The following is a 19,448-nucleotide window of genomic DNA, read 5'->3' on the forward strand; positions in this document are numbered from 1 at the left end:
CTGGTAGATCCAAGAAATACGTCTAAGATGTGCTCCAGGTGTGGCATTCTGGTTGAAAAGACGCTTTCTGATCGCGTCCATAACTGCACTCAGTGCGGGCTATCCTTGGATCGAGATTGGAATGCGGCAATCAATATACTCAGATTGGGACTACAATCTGTCGGAATAAAAACCGTAGAAGCCTGCCCCTTTTAAGGGGTGGGAGTAGTCACAGCCCTATCCGATGCTCATAGCCCAATCTTTCGATCTGTCTTCTCTTCCCTGCCCTTTCCATCCAGATTCCCTCCTCCACCACCTCGCCTATAACCGTCAGATCGCAAGCTCTTCGGGCCGCCTCCAGGCCCGAGGAGCGCAGGGTGAATACCAGCTCATAGTCCCCTCCCGCGCTCAATGCCATATCTATAGCATTCTCCTGCCCCACCATCTCCACCAGGCCGGGAGCCAGGGGCAGCTTATCCTGATAGACCAGAAAGCCCACTCCGCTCACCTCTGAAAGATCGGAGAGGGACAGAGCCAGGCCATCGCTGTTATCCATCATTGCCGTAACGCTTCCGCTCTTCGCCAAAGCCCGGGCCTCCTTCAGCCGGGGCTCGGGCTCCAGCAGACTGGTTATAAGCTCGCTTTTCGCGCCGTTCTGCCAGGCCCACAGCCCGCCTCCAGCTGCCCCCAGAGAGCCGGTGGTGCAGAGCAAGTCCCCCGCTCGTGCTCCCCGGCGGCGCAGAATCAGCTCCTTTTCCACAAAGCCCAAAGATGTGCCAGTGATGGTCAATTCCAGGTGGCTGTCGGTGTCCCCTCCCAGAATTCGAGTACCATAGAGAGCAGCACAATCGCCAAATCCTGAAAAGAGCTCATCGATAAAATACTGATCCGCCTCCGGCGGGAGTCCGGCAGCGATGAGGACTCCCGCGGGCTCTGCCCCCATGGCAGCAATATCGCTCAGGTTGACTGCTACCGCCATCCAGCCCATCTGCCAGGGGTTCATGATATCAGGAAAGTCGGTCTTCTGGTGGAGCATATCGGTGCTTGCCACAAGATAATGCTCTCCCGCATCGATAACCGCGCAGTCGTCGTTCTCCAGCCCACCCAGGATCACAGAGATGCGCCGAATAAGATCCCTCTCGCCAATGGCCCCGTTCATTCTTTCTTGCTCCCTCTAATTGTATAGATCGCCTCAGCTCCGAAAGTTATTAAGATTCAAAGATGCATTAATTGTGATATGCTCGATTACAAAAGGTTGTTCATCCAGGCATCGATTGCCCTCCTGCTTTCCCTCATGCTCTCTAGCTCGCTTTCTGGAGCTGGAGCAGCCCAGATGACGAGGATCTGTCCACAGGGCTGCAGCAATCTGAGCATCCAGGAGGCACTTGTTAATGCCTCTGCTGGAGATACGATCATTGTGGAAAGCGGAATCTACGCTAATCCCTTCATAATGGGCCGGCCGGTGAACCTGCAGGGCAGGGACACAGGCAGCGGAAACCCGATCCTCAATCCGGAGAAAGGGAGAGCTATCCTGGCCGCTCAAGGAGCGATGCTGTCGGGATTCGACTTTTCCAGTGCTCGTGCCGGCGATGAAAGGAGCGCAGGCTGCAGGCTGGAGGTCGTCCTTCCCGCTACCATATACCTGAACGATTTTCCGGGCAAAAACAGCGTCTGCCCGGAGGATGTTGCCACCTGGAACTCGAGCCGGATGATCAGCTACCAGTATAACAGCCGGGTACAGCGCAGTTTTTTGGGCAACTATTGGGCTGACTATGCCAGCGAGGATAAGAACGGCGATGGAATCGGCGACGAGCCGGTGGTTTTAAATCAGGACAATATCGACAACTACCCCTTGATGCAGCCGGCGGAAAGTTATCTCATCTCCGATGAGGCCGATGGGAAAAGTGAGATGGAGCTTTTGGATGCTCGAGTGGGTGAGGAGTTCGTCATATCCCTCTCCGCCAATCCGACCACGGGATATGGCTGGAATGTGGATTACGACCATTCCCTCTTAAACCTCAAGAGCTCTGACTTTAGGGCCTCCTCCTCAAAGGCACTTGGTGCTAGCGGCACATCGATCTTTGTCTTCGAGCCCCTAATGCCCGGCAAGACCACCATTTACTTCGTCTATAAACGCTCCTGGGAGAACATTGTGGCAGACGCTCGAGCATTTCAGGTGGAAATATCGGCTTGAAGGCCATGAACTATTTATACGGTGATGCCCATCAAGCCCTGATCATTACAATCCTTAAGGAGATCTCAATTTGGCAAAATCCGATATCAAATCTGAGGACAAATCAGATCAAAAAACAGAGGCGAAGACGCCTGCCTCCAAAAAGCCGGAGGTTAATATCGGCATGGTTGGACATGTCGATCACGGCAAAACCACTCTTGTCCGAGCGCTATCCGGAAGCTGGACCGATCAGCATAGCGAGGAGGTCAAGAGAGGCATCTCCATCCGTCTGGGCTACGCAGATGCCACCTTCAGAAAGTGCCCCAGCTGCCCAGATCCGGATGCTTTTACCGTAGAAGAAAAGTGCCCCCACTGCGGTGCTGATACAGAGATATTGCGTACCGTCTCCTTTGTAGATTCTCCGGGGCATGAGACCCTCATGGCCACCATGCTATGCGGAGCGGCGATCATGGATGGCGCAGTACTGGTCATCTCCGCCAATGAACCCTGCCCTCAGCCGCAGACAAAAGAGCATCTCATGGCCCTGGACATCACAGGCATCGACAGAATTGTGATAGTACAGAACAAGATCGATCTGGTATCCAGGGAAGAGGTGATGGAGCACTACCAGCAGATCAAGGATTTCATAAAGGGCACCGTAGCCGAGAAGGCGCCAATTGTGCCCATCTCCGCTCAGCAGAACCTGAATGTCGATCTGGTCATCAAGGCCATTGAGGAGTACATACCTACCCCCCATAGAGACATCGAGAAGCCTGCTCTGCTCAAGATAGCCCGATCTTTCGATGTCAACCGTCCCGGAGCCTCCCCTGATGCTCTCAAAGGCGGGGTCATTGGCGGCTCCCTAAACCAGGGTGTGCTTCATGCAGGCGATAAGATCGAGATCTGCCCGGGCAGGCTGGTGGATTATGAGGGGCGGAAACAGTGGGTCCCCATTCAGACCAAGGTGGTGACCCTCCTGGCAGGAAGCCAGAGCCAGGAAGAGATCACACCCGGCGGCCTGATCGGCGTGGGCACCCTGCTGGACCCCATAATGACCAAGAGCGATGCTCTGGTGGGCCAGGTGGCAGGTGAACCGGGCAAGCTCCCTCCCGTCAGGAACGCATTCACCATGAACATGCAGCTCCTGGAGAGGGTGGTAGGAGTGACCGATGAGTCCAGCGTCGAGCCCATACATTCCAGCGAGCCCCTGATGCTTAACGTGGGAACTGCCACCACTGTAGGGGTGGTGACCAGCGCCCGGGAGGGGGGCGTGGTCCAGGTTCAGCTAAAGAGGCCGGTCTGTGCCGAGAAAGGCGATCGTGTGGCTGTCAGCAGGCGCATTGGCGCCAGGTGGCGGCTCATTGGCGTCGGCTCCATAATCGACTGAAGATAGAATATGCAGCAAATCGATGCCGATAGCGTAAAGGTGATAATCGACACCAACGCCTTGATGACAGCAGAGCAGTTCGGAGTGGACATCTTCGGCGAGCTATTGCGCCTGGGATACGTTGAGTGGCTTGTGCCGGCCCAGGTGAAGGGAGAACTGCGTTCCTTAGCGGATGGGGCAGATAAAGGGCGGGACAAGACCGCGGCCAGGGTAGCCTTGGGCCTGGCTGAACGATGCACAATCGTTGGCATTGACAACTGCCCTGCTGACCGGGCCATTGAGGAACTGGCAGAGAAAGAGGGGGCAGCAGTCTTTACCAACGACAAAGCCCTGAAGAAAAGATTATTTAGTAAAGGCATCACCGTAATATACCTGCGCCAGGGTCGGTACCTAGAGGCGATGAAGAAGGAGTATTGATGTACAAGAAGATGAAGCTTAAGGGTGTGGCCAGGATAGAGCCGGATCATCTGGGAGATCCCCTCGAAGCGGCAGTGGAAAGGGCACTGCGGGATAAATATGAGGGGGTTGTGGACAAGTCTCTGGGGACCATCGTGGCCGTGCTCGGAGCGGATGATATAGGTGAAGGCCATATCCTGGCGGGAGACGGATCCATTTACTACGAGGTCAACTTCGATACCCTCGTCTTCAAGCCTGAGATGCAGGAGATCATTGAGGGCGAGGTGGTGGAGATTGTGAAGTTTGGCGCATTTCTCTCCCTGGGGCCGTTCGACGGCCTTCTGCACGTCAGCCAGATAACCAATGAGTATATATCTTATGATGAGAAGAACGCGCGCCTGGTCAGCAAAGAGTCCAATAAATCCTTAGGAGAAGGAGATCGGGTTCGAGCCAGAGTAATAGCGGTTAGCCTGAATGAGAAGGAGCCCAGAGAGAGCAAGATCGGACTGACCATGAGGCAGACGGGCCTGGGGAAGCTGGAATGGCTTGATGCTGCAGACGAGACAGAGAAGGAGAATGCGAGCGTCCAGGCAGAGGCAAAATGACTGAACAGGCATGCAGAGAATGTCGCAGAATAGTAGAGGGGCAGGTCTGTCCCATATGCAATTCAGCCTCGCTAAGCAAGGACTGGAGCGGATATGTGGTTATCATCGATCCCAAGGAATCCATCATCGCGGAGAAGCTGGAGATCAAGCTTCCCGGCAAGTACGCTTTGAAGGTGCGATAGATTGCGTACACTTCTTCTGCCGGAAGATTTGCGGCTATTGCTCAAGAGTCCTCTGGGCAAGTTGTGCAAGGGCAACGGGACCGAATGCGTAGAGGCTATGAGAGATGAATTGCAGGGGGCTAAAAAGGTGGCCGCGATCGGTGACATGACCGCATTTTATCTTTTGAAGTCATCAATAGTCCCGGACCTGGCAGTTGTGGACAACAAGACCAAGAGGGCTCAGCTTCCAGATCACATTCTTCAAAGCCTCGAGCACAATAGCTATAAGAGGGTTGAGGTGAAGAATCCGCCCGCCACTCTGACCGAAGAACTAATAGACCAGATCAAGGATTCTCTTGCCGGAAAGGAGCGGGTGAAGATTGTGGTAGAGGGTGAGGAGGATCTAGCGACCCTTCCTGCAATTCTCTATGCCCCACCTGGCTCTGTGGTGATTTATGGGCAGCCCGATGAGGGAAGCGTCCTGGTCAAAGCAACTCCTGAAATGAAGATGTATATTGATGAATTAATGAAGAAAATGATTGTGGAGGAATGAAATTGGAGATAAAGGTTATTGATGAGAAGAACAATCCCTTGCTGAAGCGCAGGGAGATAGTCTTCAAGGTTATTCACGATGAGTCCACGCCATCCAGAAAGAGCGTGGTGGAGAGGCTGGCGGCGACCATGAACTCCAAGGTTGGCTTAGTCTATGTCGACAGCCTTAAGACCGAGTTCGGAAAGCGCGAGACCCAGGGATATGCCAAGATCTATGAGACGGCTGAGAGGGCAGAACAGGTGGAGCGAGCCCATATCATAGAGCGCAACACATTCACCAAGCCTGAGGAAGCCAAGCCGGAGGCAAGCTAAATGGCAGCAAAGAAGGGCAAGACCGGTGAGGTGAAGGGCGTATCCAAATATTACGAGCTTGGCGGAGACACCATCAAATCCAGGAAGTCGGTCTGCCCGAGATGCGGCAATGGCGTCTTCCTGGCGGACCACGGCGACAGACAGAGCTGCGGCAAATGCGGCTATACTGAGTTCAAGAAATAATTTCCGGAATCCAGGTCTCGATTCCGGACCTGATTTCACTCTTTTAAAGATAATTCGGCTCCTCGCTATTATATGTGGGTGAACTTAAATCGCAAAAACTCTATGTCACCGTGCCTTCTGTAGTGAACCGGTATGCTCTGACCCAACCACAGAGACACAGAGGAACAAAAGGCCATATTCTCTGCCGGAACTAAACCACATAATTCGGAAGGAGCCGATAATTCCTCGCTCGTTTACGGGCAATCGTGCCGGGCATCTATTTAAGCCTTGAAGACGAATAACATCCAAGGTGTTCACTTGGATCTATTCAATACTCTTATACCTCTGTTTATCGTATTGGTGATACTGTCTCAGGCGATCAAGATCGTCCGCGAATATGAGAGGGTGGTCATATTCCGTTTAGGCCGTTTCAGCGGAGTGAAGGGGCCGGGCATATTCTTCATCATCCCCATCATTGACCGGGTCATACTCCTCGACCTGAGGGTTTTCACCATCGACGTTGCCAAGCAGGTGGTCATAACCAGGGATAATGTGAGCGTGGAGGTGGATGCAGTCATCTACTACCGGGTGGTCGATCCGGCAAAGGCGGTCATTCAGGTGGAGAACTACCGGGTGGCTACATCCCTCCTCTCTCAGACCACATTGCGCGATGTCTTGGGCCAGATCGAATTGGATGACCTGCTCAGCAAGCGTGACGAACTGAACAAGAAGCTGCAAGAGATCTTGGACAAGCATACCGATCCCTGGGGGATTAAGGTTACCGCAGTCACCTTAAGGGATGTATCTCTGCCTGAATCGATGAGGAGAGCTATAGCCAAGCAGGCGGAGTCCGAGAGGGAGAAGAGGTCACGCATCATCCTGGCAGACGGCGAGTTCCAGGCGTCCAAGACCATGACCGATGCTGCCCGGCTCTATGAAGAGGTGCCCGCTGCCCTTAAGCTCAGGGAGCTGCAGACCCTGGTGGATATCGCCCGGGAGAAGACGCTAATCGTCGTCACTCCCAGCACTGACGCCGGAACGGGATCGGTAGCCGGCCTGACCGCCGCCCTGAACCGCGAGCTATCGGAAAGGGATGCAGACCGGGCGGATGAGGAGAGAAGAGCGGCCACGAAGGATTCCTCTCTGGATTCAATCAGATTAAGGAGATGAATGGCCAAGAAAGGCAGGCCGACCCGAAGAGTCTCGGGCCTGCCTCACCGATCAGGATCAAATGGATGAGTATTGTATGAATAGCAGGGTGCGGGTCATGCTATCCAGGATACTGGAAATTGTTTTGCTCTTAGCCCTCGTCCTCGGCCAGGCACAGGCAGCAGGCACCGTCCTGACGGTGGATATGAAGGGGACCATAACCCCTGCGAGCGACGATATCGTCTTAGCCGCCCTGGAGAGGGCAGAGGCAGAGGATGCCCGGGCTTTGATGCTTCTCCTGGACACGCCGGGTGGAGGTCTGGCCGAGACCACTGAGATCCTGAGGCTCATAGATGAGTCGGATATTCCGGTCATCGGCTATGTCCATCCGGAGGGAGCTGCAGCCTGGTCTGCAGGCACGATCATCCTGATCGGCTCCGATATAGCGGCGATGGCTCCCCATACCATCATCGGTTCGGCTCAGCCGGTACAGTTCTCGCCTACCGGAAGCACCGTGCCGGTAAATGATAGCAAGACCACCAATGCCATAGTGGCGATGATAGAGGAGAAGGCGCGAAAGCATGGCCGGAACACCACCGCTGCCAGGGAGTTTGTCCTCTCCAACCTGAACCTCAATGCCGATGAGGCAATGAAATACCGGGTGGTCGAGCACATCGCCCCCACCCCAGAGGAGCTCCTGGCCCAGATCAATGGCACCAGTATCAAAGACGCCACACTGATCACCAAGGATGCGAAGCTCGAGGCCTTCGAGCCACCGCTGAATCTGCAATTCCTAAAGATGCTCTCCGATCCCACTATTGCCGGGCTTTTAATGCTGATCGGCCTTTATTCCCTCATCTTCGGCTTCTCCAGCCCAGGAATGGGAGCGGAGGTCTTCGGCCTGATCGCTCTGGCCATGGGGCTTATCGGTCTCGGATTCAATGTGAACATCGGCGCCATATTTCTCATTCTCCTGGGATTGGGACTGATCCTGGCGGAGCTGCACAGTCATACCTTCGGCATCCTGGCGGTGGCGGGGCTTGTCTGTGTGATAGCGGGCAGCATATTGTTTGTGCCGACCAGCTTTCCGGAATGGTACGTCCCAGGAAGCTACCAGCGGTCAATGGCCCTGGCCCTGATCCTGCCCTCGCTCATATTGGGATTGTTCATGGCCTTTGCCATCTATAAGGTGGCCCAAGCACGTTTTGCTCCTATGGTGATCGATGTCTTCGAGGGAGAGGAGGCAGTGGCCATAGACCGGCTGGATCCCAAGGGCTATGTTCTCTTTCAGGGAGAATACTGGCTGGCAGAGGCGGAAGGGACGGTGGAGAAGGGAGAGAAGGTGATTATAATGGCCAGGGGAGGGGGCCAGCTGAAGGTTAGAGCCGGGCCGAAGTAAGCTGCCCAGTCCAATATTCCCCCAAATGCTTTAGATACCTGGCCAGCGTAACTCGTCTCAGAATGCCCGCAGATCCTGTTGCCAAATGGGAGGAGTTCCTCCGGTCCCGATATTGGGATGATATCTTAAAGCTAGCTGACTCCTATCCGGACGAGCGCAGCCTCAAAATCCAGTTCTCAGACCTGGAAAAGTTCGATCCGGATTTCGCAGAGGAGCTTATGGAGAATCCGGATGAGACCATAGAGGCTGCCCGGACCGCCATCCTGGAGCTGGATCTGCCCATGGACGTCTATTTGGATCGAGCCCATGTGCGAATAGTCGAGCTTCCAAGGAATTTCAAGACCCGCGAGCTTCGCTCTGACCATATAGGCAAGCTCCTGGCCATAGACGGGCTGGTGAGGACGGCCACCGAGGTCAGGCCGAAGATAGTATCCGCCGCATTCCAGTGCCAAAGATGCGGCTTTACCTTCTTTAAAGAGCAGACAGGAAACAAATTCGAGGACCAGAACCTGAAGTGCATGAACCAGGCCTGTGATCGGGGCGGCCCCTTCAAGCTCTTGCTCGCTCAGTCCAAGTTCGTCGATGCCCAGAAGATCAGAGTGCAGGAGTCGCCCGAGGACCTGCGCGGCGGCCAGCAGCCCCAAACCCTGGATGTCGAATTGGAGGACGACCTCGCAGGCCGGATCTTTCCTGGCGATAGGGTGATTGTGAATGGTGTTTTGAAGTCCTATCAGAGGACCAATCCCCAGCAGGGAAAGAGCACCTACTTCGATCTATTCCATAAGGGGGTATCGGTGGAGATGAAGGACCAGGAGTTCGAGGAGATAGATATCTCTGCTGAGGACGAGGAGGCGATCATGGAGATGTCTCGCGATCCCGAGATCTATGAGAAGATCAAGGACTCCATTGCCCCCTCCATATACGGCTATGATGATGTCAAAGAGGCTCTGGGCCTGCAGCTGGTATCGGGGTTCGAGAAGCATCTCCCGGACGGAGCGCGCATCAGAGGAGACATTCACATCCTGCTGGTGGGCGATCCGGGCATCGCAAAATCGCAGCTCTTGAGGTATATGGTAAAGCTCTCCCCCCGGGGGATTTACACCTCGGGAAAGAGCTCTACCTCTGCCGGCCTTACTGCCACTGCGGTCAAGGACGAGCTGGGTGACGGTCGCTGGACCATAGAGGCCGGGGCCCTGGTCCTGGCAGATAAGGGGATCGCCGCTATCGATGAGATGGACAAGATGAACAACGAGGACAAGAGCGCCCTGCATGAGGCCATGGAGCAGCAGACGATAAGCGTCGCCAAAGCCGGGGTGATGGCCACCCTGAAGTCCCGCTGCTCGCTTTTAGCCGCGGCCAATCCAAAGCTGGGGAGGTTCGATAAATACGAGCCCATTGCCCCTCAGATCAACCTCACCCCAGCTCTCATGTCCCGTTTCGATCTGATCTTTGTTCTCACCGATGACCCGGACACCAAGAGGGATTCTGCTATCGCCGAGCATATCCTGAAGAGCAATTACGCCGGAGAGCTCTCTACCCAAAAGCCCTGGAACCCGGAGATATCCCAGGAGGACATCGATAATGCCCTCACTGTGATCGAGCCGGCGATCGATCCCGAGATGCTGAGAAAATATGTGGCCTACGCTCGCAAGAACGTTTTTCCCACCCTTACCGAGGAGGCAAAGGAGTTTTTCCTGAACTATTATGTCGGCCTCAGGACCCAGGGGCAGGACTCGAACAAGCCCGTTCCGGTCACCGCCCGGCAGCTGGAGGCGCTCATAAGATTGGGCGAGGCAAGCGCCAGGCTGCGGCTGAGCCGTGAGGTGACTGGAGTTGATGCCCAGCGTGTGGTCAAAATCCTTGAGGCCTGTCTTCGTAAGGTGGGGGTAGATCCGGAGACGGGCTTTTTGGATGCGGATATCATCGCCTCGGGCACCACCAAGAGCACCCGGGATAGAACAAAATCGGTGATGGACATCATAAAAGAGGTCAGCCGGGAGAACCAGGGCCCTGCGCCAAGAGAGGACGTTCTGAATAGAGCAGAGGAGCTGGGCATAGAAAGGTCTAAAGCGGAGGAGATCATCGACCGGATGAGAAGAGATGGAGACGTCTTCGAGCCCAGGCCAGGGATGCTGAAGCTGCCCTGAGGTTGAAGAGATGGAAATGGAAGATAGCAATATACAGTTCCGCAGGAAAGCGGTGGATGAGAGAGATGAGGAAGAGACTGCCCAGATATGCCTCAAGACCTACAGGCATGGAGCAGAGACTCTGATTGCCGTCTGTGATTGCGATATACTTGGATGTGAGTTTAGAGAGGGTAATTTGCATATCGAGGTTTGTTCCGATTTTTATGGAGATGAAAAGGCCAGCTTGTCCGAGGTTGAGGACGCCCTCCGGGGGGCGACCATGGCCAATCTCGTTGGATGCAAAGTGGTAAAGCATGCCATTCTTTTGGGCTGGGTGGATGAAGATAACGTCCTCTCCATCGATGGAGTCCTCTATGCCCAAATGGTGAGAATGTGATGCAGACCCTATGTCCCAAATGCGGCCAGCCTGCAGAAGACGGGCTCTGTCCGCAGTGTCGCATGAATTCTATAAGGCTTATCCAGTTCCCGGATGTGGTGGAGGTTGTGATCTGCTCTGTATGTGGCTCCCAGCAGATAAAGGGAAAGTGGCAGTTCCCAGACAGCCGCTCCATAGAGGATCTGGCCGCTGGAGCAGCTGCTGATTCTGTTTGGCTTCACCATGAGTTCATTCATCCGAATATCGAGGTTGACCTCCGAAAGGTGGGAGCCACTCGTTATATTGCCGGGATGAGGATCCGGGGAAGCTTCATGGAGCAGATGGTGGAGGAGACCGGCGAGGTCCCCGTGAGGATCAAGCTGGTGGCCTGCGAGCGCTGCAGCCGCATGGCAAGGAAGTACTTCCAGTCCACAGTGCAGCTGCGAGGAAATGGCAGCAGACCCATTTCCTCCCGGGAGATGGAGGAGTGCCGGAGGATGGCTCAGGATATGGCCGATGCAGGCTATCGGGGAGGCGATCAGCTATCCTTCATCCAGGATATGAAAGAGGTCAAGGGCGGACTGGACATAATTTTGGGATCGACCCAACTGGGCAGGCGCATGGCCAGGGCAGTGCAGGAGCGGTTCGGCGGCAAGCTGCTGGAAACATGCAAGCTGGTGGGGAAGAAGGAGAATCGCGATGTTTACCGCTCCACATTGCTGGTCAGGTTTCCCCGACTTAGAAGAGGAGATATCGTATCCCACCGCGGCTCGCTCTGCATGGTCACGGGATTTGATGGCAAGAACACTCTGTCGACCTCCCTGAACGAAGGTCACCGGTCCTGCATGTCCGAGGAGGTCTCTGGCGAGGTACGTGTGCTGGGGAACAGGGCAGATGCCATGAAGGCAGTAGTCATCTCCAAAGATGATGATGTCCTGGAGATCATGGACCCGGAGACATTCCGCTCTGCCCTCGCGTCTCGTCCCCGAGGCCTGGAGGTGGAGCCTGGAGAAGAGGTGGAGGTAGTACGAACAGCGGACGGATTTATAGTATTGTAGGAGCTTTTATATATCTTGAGTCGATCTGCCCCTCTCCTCTTCACTTCCTCTCTACCACAAAGTTCTTAAACTAGATTCGTGCAATTTTACTTGGTAGAAGTACACATTTGAGCTTCAAATCTCATAATAATTAAGCCTCCAGTAAACTTGAGGCGATGAAATGCCAGCAAAGCGAGGAAGAAAATGCTCATGTGTGGGCATTTCTATCAGATGTTCCATGATGATGACAATTGGACGCTGAAGTAGTTGGATAAATTCACATTCACCATCATTCAATGCTCATTGCCTGCCTGAGATTAGGCATGGCCGGAACGGCGACATTTGGTCGCGAAAAATGGCCCCCTTTGGTTATTGGTAGCTTTGGCTGTAAGATGTTGGTGTGACTTTTATTTAACTATTAAAAATTAAAAGGGGTCATATAATCATGCAGAATGTTGATACCACTAAATATGTCATTTATGCGGATATAACTGCAGAGGGGATAGTGGAGCGGCCAGATGTGGTCGGCGCCATCTTTGGTCAGACGGAAGGTCTCCTCGGAAGCGACCTTGACCTGCGAGACCTTCAAAAGACAGGAAGGTTGGGCAGAATCGATGTGCAAATCACATCCAGCGGGGGAAAGTCGAGCGGCACCATTTCAATTCCCTCAAGCTTCGATAAGGTCGAGACTGCCATACTTGCTGCCGCTCTGGAGACCATTGACCGGGTTGGGCCTTGCATTGCCAGAATCGCCATCAATCGCATCGAGGACGTTCGCGCCTCCAAGAGGAGATACGTAATAGAGAGGGCCAAGCGGATCCTGGTGGAGATGTTCGATGAGAACATCCTGGAGACGGAGGAGATCACAGAGGAGATAAAGCAGTCCGTCCGGGTAGAGGAGATAATCCATTTGGGCAAGGACAACCTCCCCGCCGGACCCAATGTCCTCGACTCGGACGCAATTTTAGTGGTTGAGGGGAGGGCGGATGTGCTCAATCTGCTCAAGTACGGCATCAAGAACGCCGTAGCTGTGGGCGGAACCAATGTTCCTCCCACCATTGCCGACCTCTGCGCTAAGAAGGTGGTGACCGCCTTTACCGATGGCGACCGGGGCGGCGAGCTGATAGTAAAAGAGCTTCTCCAGGTAGCAGATATCGATTATGTGGCCAGGGCACCGGACGGGAAGAGCGTCGAGGATATGACCCAGAAGGAGATCGTCCGCGCTCTGCGCCAGAAGATCCCGGTGGAGCAGGTGCTCGATCAGTACAAGATAAAGAACCAGCCCCGGAAGAGAAGGGAGATCACCACCAAGAGGAAGAGCCTAATCCGGGAGAGGCCGCTATGCGTGAGAAATGCCGCGGAGAGGGCAGAGGCCATACCCCCCCGCAGAATCGTCCCCAGGGAGGTAGTGCCCAAATCGGCTCCCGTGGTGGAGGAGATAGTGGTCGCCGCCCCGCAGGAGCCTGCTCCCAAGCCCGAGCCGGAACGGGAATGGTTCCGGCAGCATATGGATGAGCTGGACGGGACACTTTGCGCGAGACTCATGGACAAGAATCATAACGTCCTCCGGGAGGTGGCAGTGAGGGACCTGGCCAGAGAGCTGAAGGACTCCAATGGAGATGTCAGCGGTGTGATATTCGATGGCGTAGTAACCCAACGCGTCCTGGATATCGCTGTCGATAAGGGCCTGGAGTATCTGATCGGCGCCAAGATGGGCAATATAGTGAAAAGCCCCTCATGCGTAAGAGTGGTCACTAAAGAGGCATAGCATTTCGCCTCTTTTTATTTTTCAAGAACTTTTTTTATCAGTAACGAGGCGGTTTTCATGGAATTCAAGCAGTGCATTGTTATCAGAGAGGATCTAAAGCTATCGGCGGGAAAGCTGGCGGTGCAGGTGGCTCATGCAGCAGTGATGGCAGTGGAGAGGGCGGAGAAGATGGACCGGTCAGTTGTCTCCGAATGGAAAGCAGAGGGCCAGAAGAAGGTGGTCTTGCGGGTTTCGGGCGTCTCTGACCTCTTCCGCCTGCGTGAGGATGCAGAGAGGGCGGGAATACCCTCGGCCATTGTAGCTGATGCTGGCCTGACTGAGATCCCTCCCGGCACCATAACCGCCCTGGGCCTGGGTCCGGCCCACGGAAAATTGATGGATAAGGTTACTGGCAAGCTCAGGCTGGTCTGAGGGACGATGAAACTGGCAAGCGAGCAAGACAGATTTCTGGGCATGGACTACTACATTACCGACAGTCCTAGCTGTGGAGGTATAATCAGAAGAAATCCCGAGGACTTTTTGGTGGTGGAGGTCTTCGAGGACCTCGGCTATGAAGGGGGAAGGTACCTGGTCATAGAAGTAGAGAAGACTGACTGGGATACCCATCACCTCATCCGGGAGATGTCCAGGCATTTGCGTATCAGCCAGAAGAGGTTCGGCTGGGCAGGGACAAAGGACAAGAGGGCAATAACCAGGCAGAGGATCAGCATCATGAATCTGGATGAATCGGAGCTCGATAGGATCCGCCTCCCCGACATCAAGATAAATGTGCTGGGCAGGACGAACAGGGCAGTAGGTCTGGGCGACCTTTTGGGCAACCGCTTCTCCATCACCATTCGAGAGCTCTCCTGCCCCGATCCGGCCCGTAGCCTCGCCTCCGTCAGCGAGGAGATCAAGAGGCACAAGGGGGTTGCCAACTACTTCGGTGTGCAGAGGTTTGGGGACATAAGGCCGATAACCCATCTGGTGGGTGAAGCCCTGGCCAGGGGAAAGGCCGAAGAGGCTGCCCGCATATTCCTCGCCCTGCCCTATGCTGGAGAGCAGGAGAGGACGAGAGAGGCGAGAGAAAGGCTGTGGGAAAGCGGGGATATCCAGGCCGCCCGCAATGATTTTCCAGGCTACTTGCACCATGAACTGGCCATGCTCAACTATCTGGCCGAGCATTCTGGTGACTATGCCCATTCCTTTGATGTTCTTTCCGTCAATTTGAAGCGCCTCTTTGTGCATGCCTATCAGTCATACCTCTTCAACCGCATACTCAGCCTCCGACTGGCAAAGTCGATGCCTCTGGACGAGGCTCTTGTTGGGGATGTGGTCTGCTTCTCCAAAGGGGGCCTGCCAGATATGGACAAAACCCAGGAGGTGACTGAGGATAACCTGGAGGCGGTAGCCAGGCTGGTGAACAGAGGTCGGGCATTTGTCACCCTGCCCCTGATCGGATTTGAGAGCTGTCTGGCAGAGGGCAGACAGGGAGAGATCGAAAGGCAGGTCCTGCAGGAGGAGGACATTTTGCAGGAGGGCTTCAAGGTTGTGCAGAATCCAGACCTGGGCTCGCGGGGCACCAGAAGAACTGCTCTCTGCCCGGTCGATCCGAAGATCAGGGTGGAGGGGGATTCAGCTCAGCTGGAATTCGTCCTGCCCAAAGGCAGCTATGCCACTGTGGTGCTGAGAGAATACATGAAGGGACAGGCCGGCAGCAAAGGCGAGGATGAGGCAGAGGATTTATGATAAGAGATGACCAATCAATTGCCCTGAGGTTGGAGGCGTGCAACTAGAATTAGAAGATCCTTATGTGGTGGTCTACAAGCAGATCCATGCCGTGGTGGATGATGATGCTAAAAGGGTGGAGCTTTTGGAGAGGTCCTCCTGCTATGGTGGATCGGCCTGGGCCAGATATCATTACTCCCGCGGTCCCCTGGTCATAAGCTCATGCAACCAGGGCGAGTGGTTCCGCTATATGCTCAATCCCGGAAACGTTGACCTGGACCTTGTCTCATCCAAGCGATCCGCAGGTATCGAATCGGTTAAGGTGTCCGGCTCAGAGGTGGAGGTCACTTACGCCGGTTTGGGTGGCGGCGGTGTGGGGGCCACCCTCTCCCGTGCCCGGGCTGAGGATGTGCTGAGATACGATGCTACTGAATGCGGCGGGGGTCGGGTCGCTCGGGGGACTATAGTCCTGCCCAGAAGGGAGAGGATGATCATCGGCGTCGACGACACCGACTCCAAGACCGTGGGAGCCACCTGGTCTTTGATTCATAACATAGCCCAGAAGGTCGACCGGCCTGAGGCCCGCTATATCTCCCACTCCCTGGTGCAGCTATTTCCCGTGCCCACCAAGACCCAGAACTGCGTCTCCACGGTGGTGGAGTTCGCCTGCTTGCCGGGAAGAGGAGAGGGCATGCTGGGTGATTTCAGGGCATTGTTGCAGAAATATACCGTATCCGAGCAGACGGGGATGGCCGTGTTCAGGGATTTCGATCCCTCAGAGCTCCTGCCCTTCGGTATGAGATGCAAAAAGGAGAGGGTGAACTATGAGGATGCGATTGAGGTGGCGCGCGAGGCCGGGGTGCAGATCATCATGAAAGGTCAGGGCCTGATCGGTGCTATTGCGGCTCTGCCCTTCAATGCCCGGCCGGATGAGTCCATAATCCCCGGAACGGCATGAAGGGGCTGGACGATCTGAACGGCTCAGACGGCCTCAAGGCCGTCATGCAAGCAGCAGATGATGCAGGAGCTGCATCTCGAACCTATGTGCCCGGCTACCCCATAACCGACCTGGCCGCCGGCCTGAATGCGGAGATCTCCATTAATGAGAAGGTGGCTCTTGAGATCGCCCTGGGGGCTTCAGCCACTGGATTGCGGTCTATGGTGGTGGTCAAGCAGGTGGGGATGAACGCCCTGGCCGACCCCCTGGTGATATCCGCCACCCATAACATCGGCTCAGGACTGGTGTTGATCGCTGGGGACGACCTCGGTCCCCGAGGCTCCCAGGTGGAGATGGACAGCCGGTTTTACGGGCCGCTGGCAAAGCTCCCCCTGCTCGATCCGCGAGATCCCGAGAATCTGTACGCCTCGATCCTGGAGGCCTATTCCCTGTCAGAAGGGCTCAGAGTGCCGGTCATCGTCCGCGTCACCGCCCCTCTCCTGGCAGAAGAGTGTCCCCAGATCTCCTCCCGGCCCACTTTCGGGACGGGGCAGCGATTTAGAAGGTTGGACATGGAGCTTACCATGCGGGGCTTGAATCAGAGGCATCATGAAAAAACCATGGCCCGAGCGGCGGGAGCTGCTTTTTCCTCTTCTCTGAACCGGATGAAAAAATGCGCGGGCGGTGTGGGGATCATCGCAAGCGGACGGCCTGCTGTTCTGGCGGAAGGGCTGGAGGTTTCCGGTCTTTATTTGACCTATGTCAACCCACTGCCCTGGGGGCTCATTCGCCAGTTTCTGGATGATCACCAGACCATCCTGGTGGCTGAGGAGCCCGAGCCATTCATCGAATCCATGCTAGGCGGATTGGAAAAGGTGAAAGGAAAGCTAACCCGCCACCTGCCCTCGGGAGAGCTGAAACGAGAAGATCTCATTCAGGCAGTGGAGGCTCTAAAGGATGATGCGGACATGCCAGGTGGACCGGTAAATGAGTACGAGACCGTGGCCGGGGGGAGAGGGGGAGTCTGCGAGGACTGCCCCTTCGCCTCCCTCTTTTATGCCCTGCGGGATCTGCATGTGCCTGTGGCAGGCGATGCCGGCTGCTCCATTCGCGCCAGCAGGCTTCCCTATCAGTCGGTGGATGTGGTATACGGCCTGGGCTCCTCGATTGGAGTGGCCTCTGGCTTCAAGGCCAAGGGGATCGCCCTGGTGGGTGATTACGCCCTGGCCCATTCCGGGCTGCAGGGCCTGATCAATGCCCTCTGGCAGAAGCGGGATCTCCTGGTGGTCGTCTTAAAGAACGATGTGGCGGCCATGACCGGAGGCCAGGAGGTGCCGGATCTCACTGCCCTTTTAGAGGGATTGCTGCCCACGCGAGGCTTCGATCTTCCTGCAACGGTCCAGGAGGCAGAGATGGTTTTAAGGGAGGAGCTGGCCAGAAATGGGCCCTCAACCATCGTAGCGCGGGGGATTTGCCCCAGATATGCCTCTGATTTGTCCAATCATCAGCCGATCAGCCCGGACATCCGCAGATCTCCGCGCTCGCGGGCGCCTTCACGCTGCCCAGATCATTGAATCCATAGGGCGAGATCTTGCTGCAGTAGCCTACCCACCAGTCAAATACCCGGATCCGGACAGGTTGGTTCATGAAGTTCCCCACAAACCAGAAGTAATGCGGCAATCCCTCCGGGTTGATGCCCTCTCCATTCCCGGTGGTATCCACGATATGATATCCCTCCTCTCCGGGAAGCTTCACCAGATTGTAAGCATGGCCGGGATGGTCTCCCAGCAAGGGCAGATCATATCCCAGGCTTGCGGCAACCATGGCCTCGCTCTTGTTGTAGCCCGCTTTGCGCAAAGCGGTGGCAAGAGCGGCGGCATAATCCACGCACACTCCAGTCTGCAGGATATTGACTGTGGCATGGGCGGGAAAGAGCCCCAGCACAGCACTGTTCTCGCTCATATTCGTGTCTGAGCGCCAGGCGGAAACTCCCCACTCCTCCTGCCGACAGGAGAGGTTAGCTACATTCTGGTTGAACCCCTCCCGGAAGGATACTGTCCCGGCGAGGCTCGGCCAGGAGGTGCGGGTGCATTCCGGATAGCCGGAGCAGCAGGCCTTGAAAAGTGCATAGCCCTGCATATAAACCGCGTCCGGCCCGAAGGCGCGAATGATGTAAAGCCCCCTGCATCTCTTATTGTCGCCATCGGCATGTGCGCGCGCCCAGGCGCAGGCCGGGCTGGAGGCGGTACCGTTACAGCAGCGCACAGCGTCCAGCACGATGTAGTCCAGGTCGGGATGGCAGACCTCGATCTCCTGGCAGGATTCAGTTCCATTGGGCCAGATATCCCGGCAGGGGGTGTCCACCGGATAGTATCTGGGCAGAGGAGACACATCGCTGCAGGCCGATGGTGGGGCCACTCCCAACTCTATGGAATCACGGATCGTCCGGCCGGTGCCATCGGTGACGGTGAGAGTGACGGAATGCCATCCAGCTGTCATGCCCCTGCGGGAAAAGGACTGATTGCTGTCCAGGATGCCGTCCCGGTCAGACCACCAGAGATACTGACATGGCTCATTCTCGCAGGCTTTAGCTTGAAAGAGTATGCTCTCCTCCTGAGGAAATGTCCGCACATCCTCCGGCGCGATGATCTCCTCTCGAAGGTCTTGGGAGGATCCTGGATCCAGGGATACAGCGGTGCCGGACGCAGAGAGATTCGAGCCGTTGCAGCCACAAGCATTTGAAATTCTCCCACCAGCATCATGAGGAACCTGCATGAGCAGAGCGATGGCCCCGAATGCGACCAGGGAAAAGAAGAGGGCATAGAGAAGCCGGCTGCCAAACCTTGCTCCCCGGCCCCGGCCAGTGGGAAGGAGAGCCAGATAGCCATTCAGCAGAACGATCAGTCCGGCAAGGACGAAGAGCACCCCGGGGATGGCCCAGGCCTTCCAGCCATAAGGGAGGGTGGTTATGGCCAGCTGGGCGACCAGAAAGCCGACCAGGCCGGAAAAGAGGAGCAAGGGTGCGCTGCTCATTCTTTGGGACGAATAATAGACCGCAGCAGCGATAGCAATCAAGAAGATGCCGCCTAGCCACTCCCGAAAGTATGCAAAGAGGATAAGGGATGGTAGACCGCCCAGAGCTATTGAGATCTGGAGCCATCTTGCCCCCTTCTTCTGATCCAGATAGATGGCCATTCCCACCATTCCTGCAATAGCGAGATG

21 protein-coding genes are annotated in these 19,448 nt (G+C 55.6%); 19 read left to right on the plus strand and 2 right to left on the minus strand.

What is annotated here, in order from left to right; genetic code table 11:
* The coding region (locus BP727_RS03275; protein ID WP_286857340.1) for a zinc ribbon domain-containing protein at positions 1-195 on the plus strand (195 nt) is incomplete at its 5' end.
* Positions 196-208: 13 nt separating this feature from the next.
* Here the strand turns inward: BP727_RS03275 and thiL are convergent.
* On the minus strand, positions 209-1,138 hold the full coding sequence (gene thiL, locus BP727_RS03280) for a thiamine-phosphate kinase (protein ID WP_286857343.1): 930 nt from the start codon (positions 1,136-1,138) through the stop codon (positions 209-211).
* 78 nt (positions 1,139-1,216) lie between these two features.
* On the opposite strand from thiL, the gene BP727_RS03285 reads away from it, so the two are divergent.
* The 18 genes from BP727_RS03285 to BP727_RS03370 all read left to right on the plus strand — a co-directional run bounded on the left by BP727_RS03285 (position 1,217) and on the right by BP727_RS03370 (position 17,800).
* On the plus strand, positions 1,217-2,173 hold the full coding sequence (locus BP727_RS03285) for a protease inhibitor I42 family protein (protein ID WP_286857346.1): 957 nt from the start codon (positions 1,217-1,219) through the stop codon (positions 2,171-2,173).
* 85 nt (positions 2,174-2,258) lie between these two features.
* Complete coding sequence (locus BP727_RS03290; RefSeq protein WP_276621075.1) at positions 2,259-3,539, plus strand: translation initiation factor IF-2 subunit gamma; 1,281 nt, start codon at positions 2,259-2,261, stop codon at positions 3,537-3,539.
* A gap of 9 nt (positions 3,540-3,548) precedes the next feature.
* Complete coding sequence (locus tag BP727_RS03295) at positions 3,549-3,956, plus strand: PIN domain-containing protein (protein ID WP_013720498.1); 408 nt, start codon at positions 3,549-3,551, stop codon at positions 3,954-3,956.
* On the plus strand, positions 3,956-4,540 hold the full coding sequence (locus tag BP727_RS03300; RefSeq protein ID WP_013720497.1) for a DNA-directed RNA polymerase: 585 nt from the start codon (positions 3,956-3,958) through the stop codon (positions 4,538-4,540). Before BP727_RS03295 ends, BP727_RS03300 begins: the two co-directional genes overlap by 1 nt.
* On the plus strand, positions 4,537-4,722 hold the full coding sequence (gene spt4, locus BP727_RS03305; RefSeq protein WP_013720496.1) for a transcription elongation factor subunit Spt4: 186 nt from the start codon (positions 4,537-4,539) through the stop codon (positions 4,720-4,722). Before BP727_RS03300 ends, spt4 begins: the two co-directional genes overlap by 4 nt.
* Before the next feature lies 1 nt (position 4,723).
* Positions 4,724-5,254 (plus strand): GTP-dependent dephospho-CoA kinase family protein, encoded by a 531-nt coding sequence (locus tag BP727_RS03310; RefSeq protein WP_048132535.1) that lies wholly within the window; start codon positions 4,724-4,726, stop codon positions 5,252-5,254.
* Positions 5,251-5,565 carry a 30S ribosomal protein S24e gene (locus BP727_RS03315; RefSeq protein ID WP_273271435.1) on the plus strand — a complete coding sequence of 105 codons (315 nt, stop codon included), beginning with the start codon at positions 5,251-5,253 and terminating at the stop codon, positions 5,563-5,565. The genes BP727_RS03310 and BP727_RS03315 overlap by 4 nt, the downstream gene beginning before the upstream one ends.
* A complete protein-coding gene (locus BP727_RS03320; protein WP_013720493.1) occupies positions 5,566-5,748 on the plus strand; it encodes a 30S ribosomal protein S27ae in 183 nt (60 codons plus the stop codon). It abuts the gene before it with no gap.
* Positions 5,749-6,045: 297 nt separating this feature from the next.
* Positions 6,046-6,897, plus strand: coding sequence for a slipin family protein (locus tag BP727_RS03325; RefSeq protein ID WP_013720492.1), 852 nt, complete (start codon positions 6,046-6,048; stop codon positions 6,895-6,897).
* A 76-nt stretch (positions 6,898-6,973) separates the two neighbouring features.
* Positions 6,974-8,275, plus strand: a complete 1,302-nt coding sequence (locus BP727_RS03330) for an NfeD family protein (protein WP_273278609.1) — start codon at positions 6,974-6,976, stop codon at positions 8,273-8,275.
* 62 nt (positions 8,276-8,337) lie between these two features.
* Positions 8,338-10,422, plus strand: a complete 2,085-nt coding sequence (locus BP727_RS03335) for a minichromosome maintenance protein MCM (RefSeq protein ID WP_013720490.1) — start codon at positions 8,338-8,340, stop codon at positions 10,420-10,422.
* A gap of 10 nt (positions 10,423-10,432) precedes the next feature.
* Positions 10,433-10,798 carry a DUF424 domain-containing protein gene (locus tag BP727_RS03340; RefSeq protein WP_286857357.1) on the plus strand — a complete coding sequence of 122 codons (366 nt, stop codon included), beginning with the start codon at positions 10,433-10,435 and terminating at the stop codon, positions 10,796-10,798.
* A complete protein-coding gene (locus BP727_RS03345) occupies positions 10,798-11,835 on the plus strand; it encodes a 60S ribosomal export protein NMD3 (protein WP_286857359.1) in 1,038 nt (345 codons plus the stop codon). Before BP727_RS03340 ends, BP727_RS03345 begins: the two co-directional genes overlap by 1 nt.
* Before the next feature lie 424 nt (positions 11,836-12,259).
* Entirely contained in the window at positions 12,260-13,582 is a 1,323-nt protein-coding gene (gene dnaG / locus BP727_RS03350) for a DNA primase DnaG (RefSeq protein WP_013720487.1), read from the plus strand.
* Positions 13,583-13,639: 57 nt separating this feature from the next.
* Positions 13,640-13,993 carry a peptidyl-tRNA hydrolase Pth2 gene (pth2, locus tag BP727_RS03355; RefSeq protein ID WP_013720486.1) on the plus strand — a complete coding sequence of 118 codons (354 nt, stop codon included), beginning with the start codon at positions 13,640-13,642 and terminating at the stop codon, positions 13,991-13,993.
* 6 nt (positions 13,994-13,999) lie between these two features.
* The gene (gene truD / locus BP727_RS03360; RefSeq protein ID WP_273271430.1) at positions 14,000-15,310 is read left to right on the plus strand and encodes a tRNA pseudouridine(13) synthase TruD; all 1,311 of its coding nucleotides are present in this window, start codon (positions 14,000-14,002) and stop codon (positions 15,308-15,310) included.
* Between the two features lie 37 nt (positions 15,311-15,347).
* Positions 15,348-16,247, plus strand: coding sequence for a methanogenesis marker protein 11 (mmp11, locus tag BP727_RS03365; RefSeq protein ID WP_273278608.1), 900 nt, complete (start codon positions 15,348-15,350; stop codon positions 16,245-16,247).
* Positions 16,244-17,800, plus strand: coding sequence for a thiamine pyrophosphate-dependent enzyme (locus tag BP727_RS03370; RefSeq protein ID WP_273278607.1), 1,557 nt, complete (start codon positions 16,244-16,246; stop codon positions 17,798-17,800). Before mmp11 ends, BP727_RS03370 begins: the two co-directional genes overlap by 4 nt.
* On the opposite strand, the gene BP727_RS03375 is transcribed toward BP727_RS03370, so the two are convergent.
* On the minus strand, positions 17,739-19,448 hold a 1,710-nt coding region (locus BP727_RS03375), incomplete at its 5' end, for a hypothetical protein (protein ID WP_286857367.1). The two genes, BP727_RS03370 and BP727_RS03375, sit on opposite strands and share 62 nt — an antisense overlap.

Source organism: Methanosaeta sp. UBA356 (genome assembly GCF_002496465.1).
GTDB lineage: Archaea > Halobacteriota > Methanosarcinia > Methanotrichales > Methanotrichaceae > Methanothrix > Methanothrix soehngenii.

Excerpts from the sequence above, each read along its gene's own strand:
- thiL (WP_286857343.1), bottom strand. The coding sequence starts at position 1,138 with ATGAACGGGGCCATTGGCGAGAGGGATCTTATTCGGCGCATCTCTGTG.
- BP727_RS03285 (WP_286857346.1), top strand. The coding sequence starts at position 1,217 with ATGCTCGATTACAAAAGGTTGTTCATCCAGGCATCGATTGCCCTCCTG.
- BP727_RS03295 (WP_013720498.1), top strand. The coding sequence starts at position 3,549 with ATGCAGCAAATCGATGCCGATAGCGTAAAGGTGATAATCGACACCAAC.
- BP727_RS03300 (WP_013720497.1), top strand. The coding sequence starts at position 3,956 with ATGTACAAGAAGATGAAGCTTAAGGGTGTGGCCAGGATAGAGCCGGAT.
- spt4 (WP_013720496.1), top strand. The coding sequence starts at position 4,537 with ATGACTGAACAGGCATGCAGAGAATGTCGCAGAATAGTAGAGGGGCAG.
- BP727_RS03315 (WP_273271435.1), top strand. The coding sequence starts at position 5,251 with ATGAAATTGGAGATAAAGGTTATTGATGAGAAGAACAATCCCTTGCTG.
- BP727_RS03320 (WP_013720493.1), top strand. The coding sequence starts at position 5,566 with ATGGCAGCAAAGAAGGGCAAGACCGGTGAGGTGAAGGGCGTATCCAAA.
- BP727_RS03330 (WP_273278609.1), top strand. The coding sequence starts at position 6,974 with ATGAATAGCAGGGTGCGGGTCATGCTATCCAGGATACTGGAAATTGTT.
- BP727_RS03335 (WP_013720490.1), top strand. The coding sequence starts at position 8,338 with ATGCCCGCAGATCCTGTTGCCAAATGGGAGGAGTTCCTCCGGTCCCGA.
- BP727_RS03340 (WP_286857357.1), top strand. The coding sequence starts at position 10,433 with ATGGAAATGGAAGATAGCAATATACAGTTCCGCAGGAAAGCGGTGGAT.
- BP727_RS03345 (WP_286857359.1), top strand. The coding sequence starts at position 10,798 with ATGCAGACCCTATGTCCCAAATGCGGCCAGCCTGCAGAAGACGGGCTC.
- dnaG (WP_013720487.1), top strand. The coding sequence starts at position 12,260 with ATGCAGAATGTTGATACCACTAAATATGTCATTTATGCGGATATAACT.
- pth2 (WP_013720486.1), top strand. The coding sequence starts at position 13,640 with ATGGAATTCAAGCAGTGCATTGTTATCAGAGAGGATCTAAAGCTATCG.
- truD (WP_273271430.1), top strand. The coding sequence starts at position 14,000 with ATGAAACTGGCAAGCGAGCAAGACAGATTTCTGGGCATGGACTACTAC.
- BP727_RS03370 (WP_273278607.1), top strand. The coding sequence starts at position 16,244 with ATGAAGGGGCTGGACGATCTGAACGGCTCAGACGGCCTCAAGGCCGTC.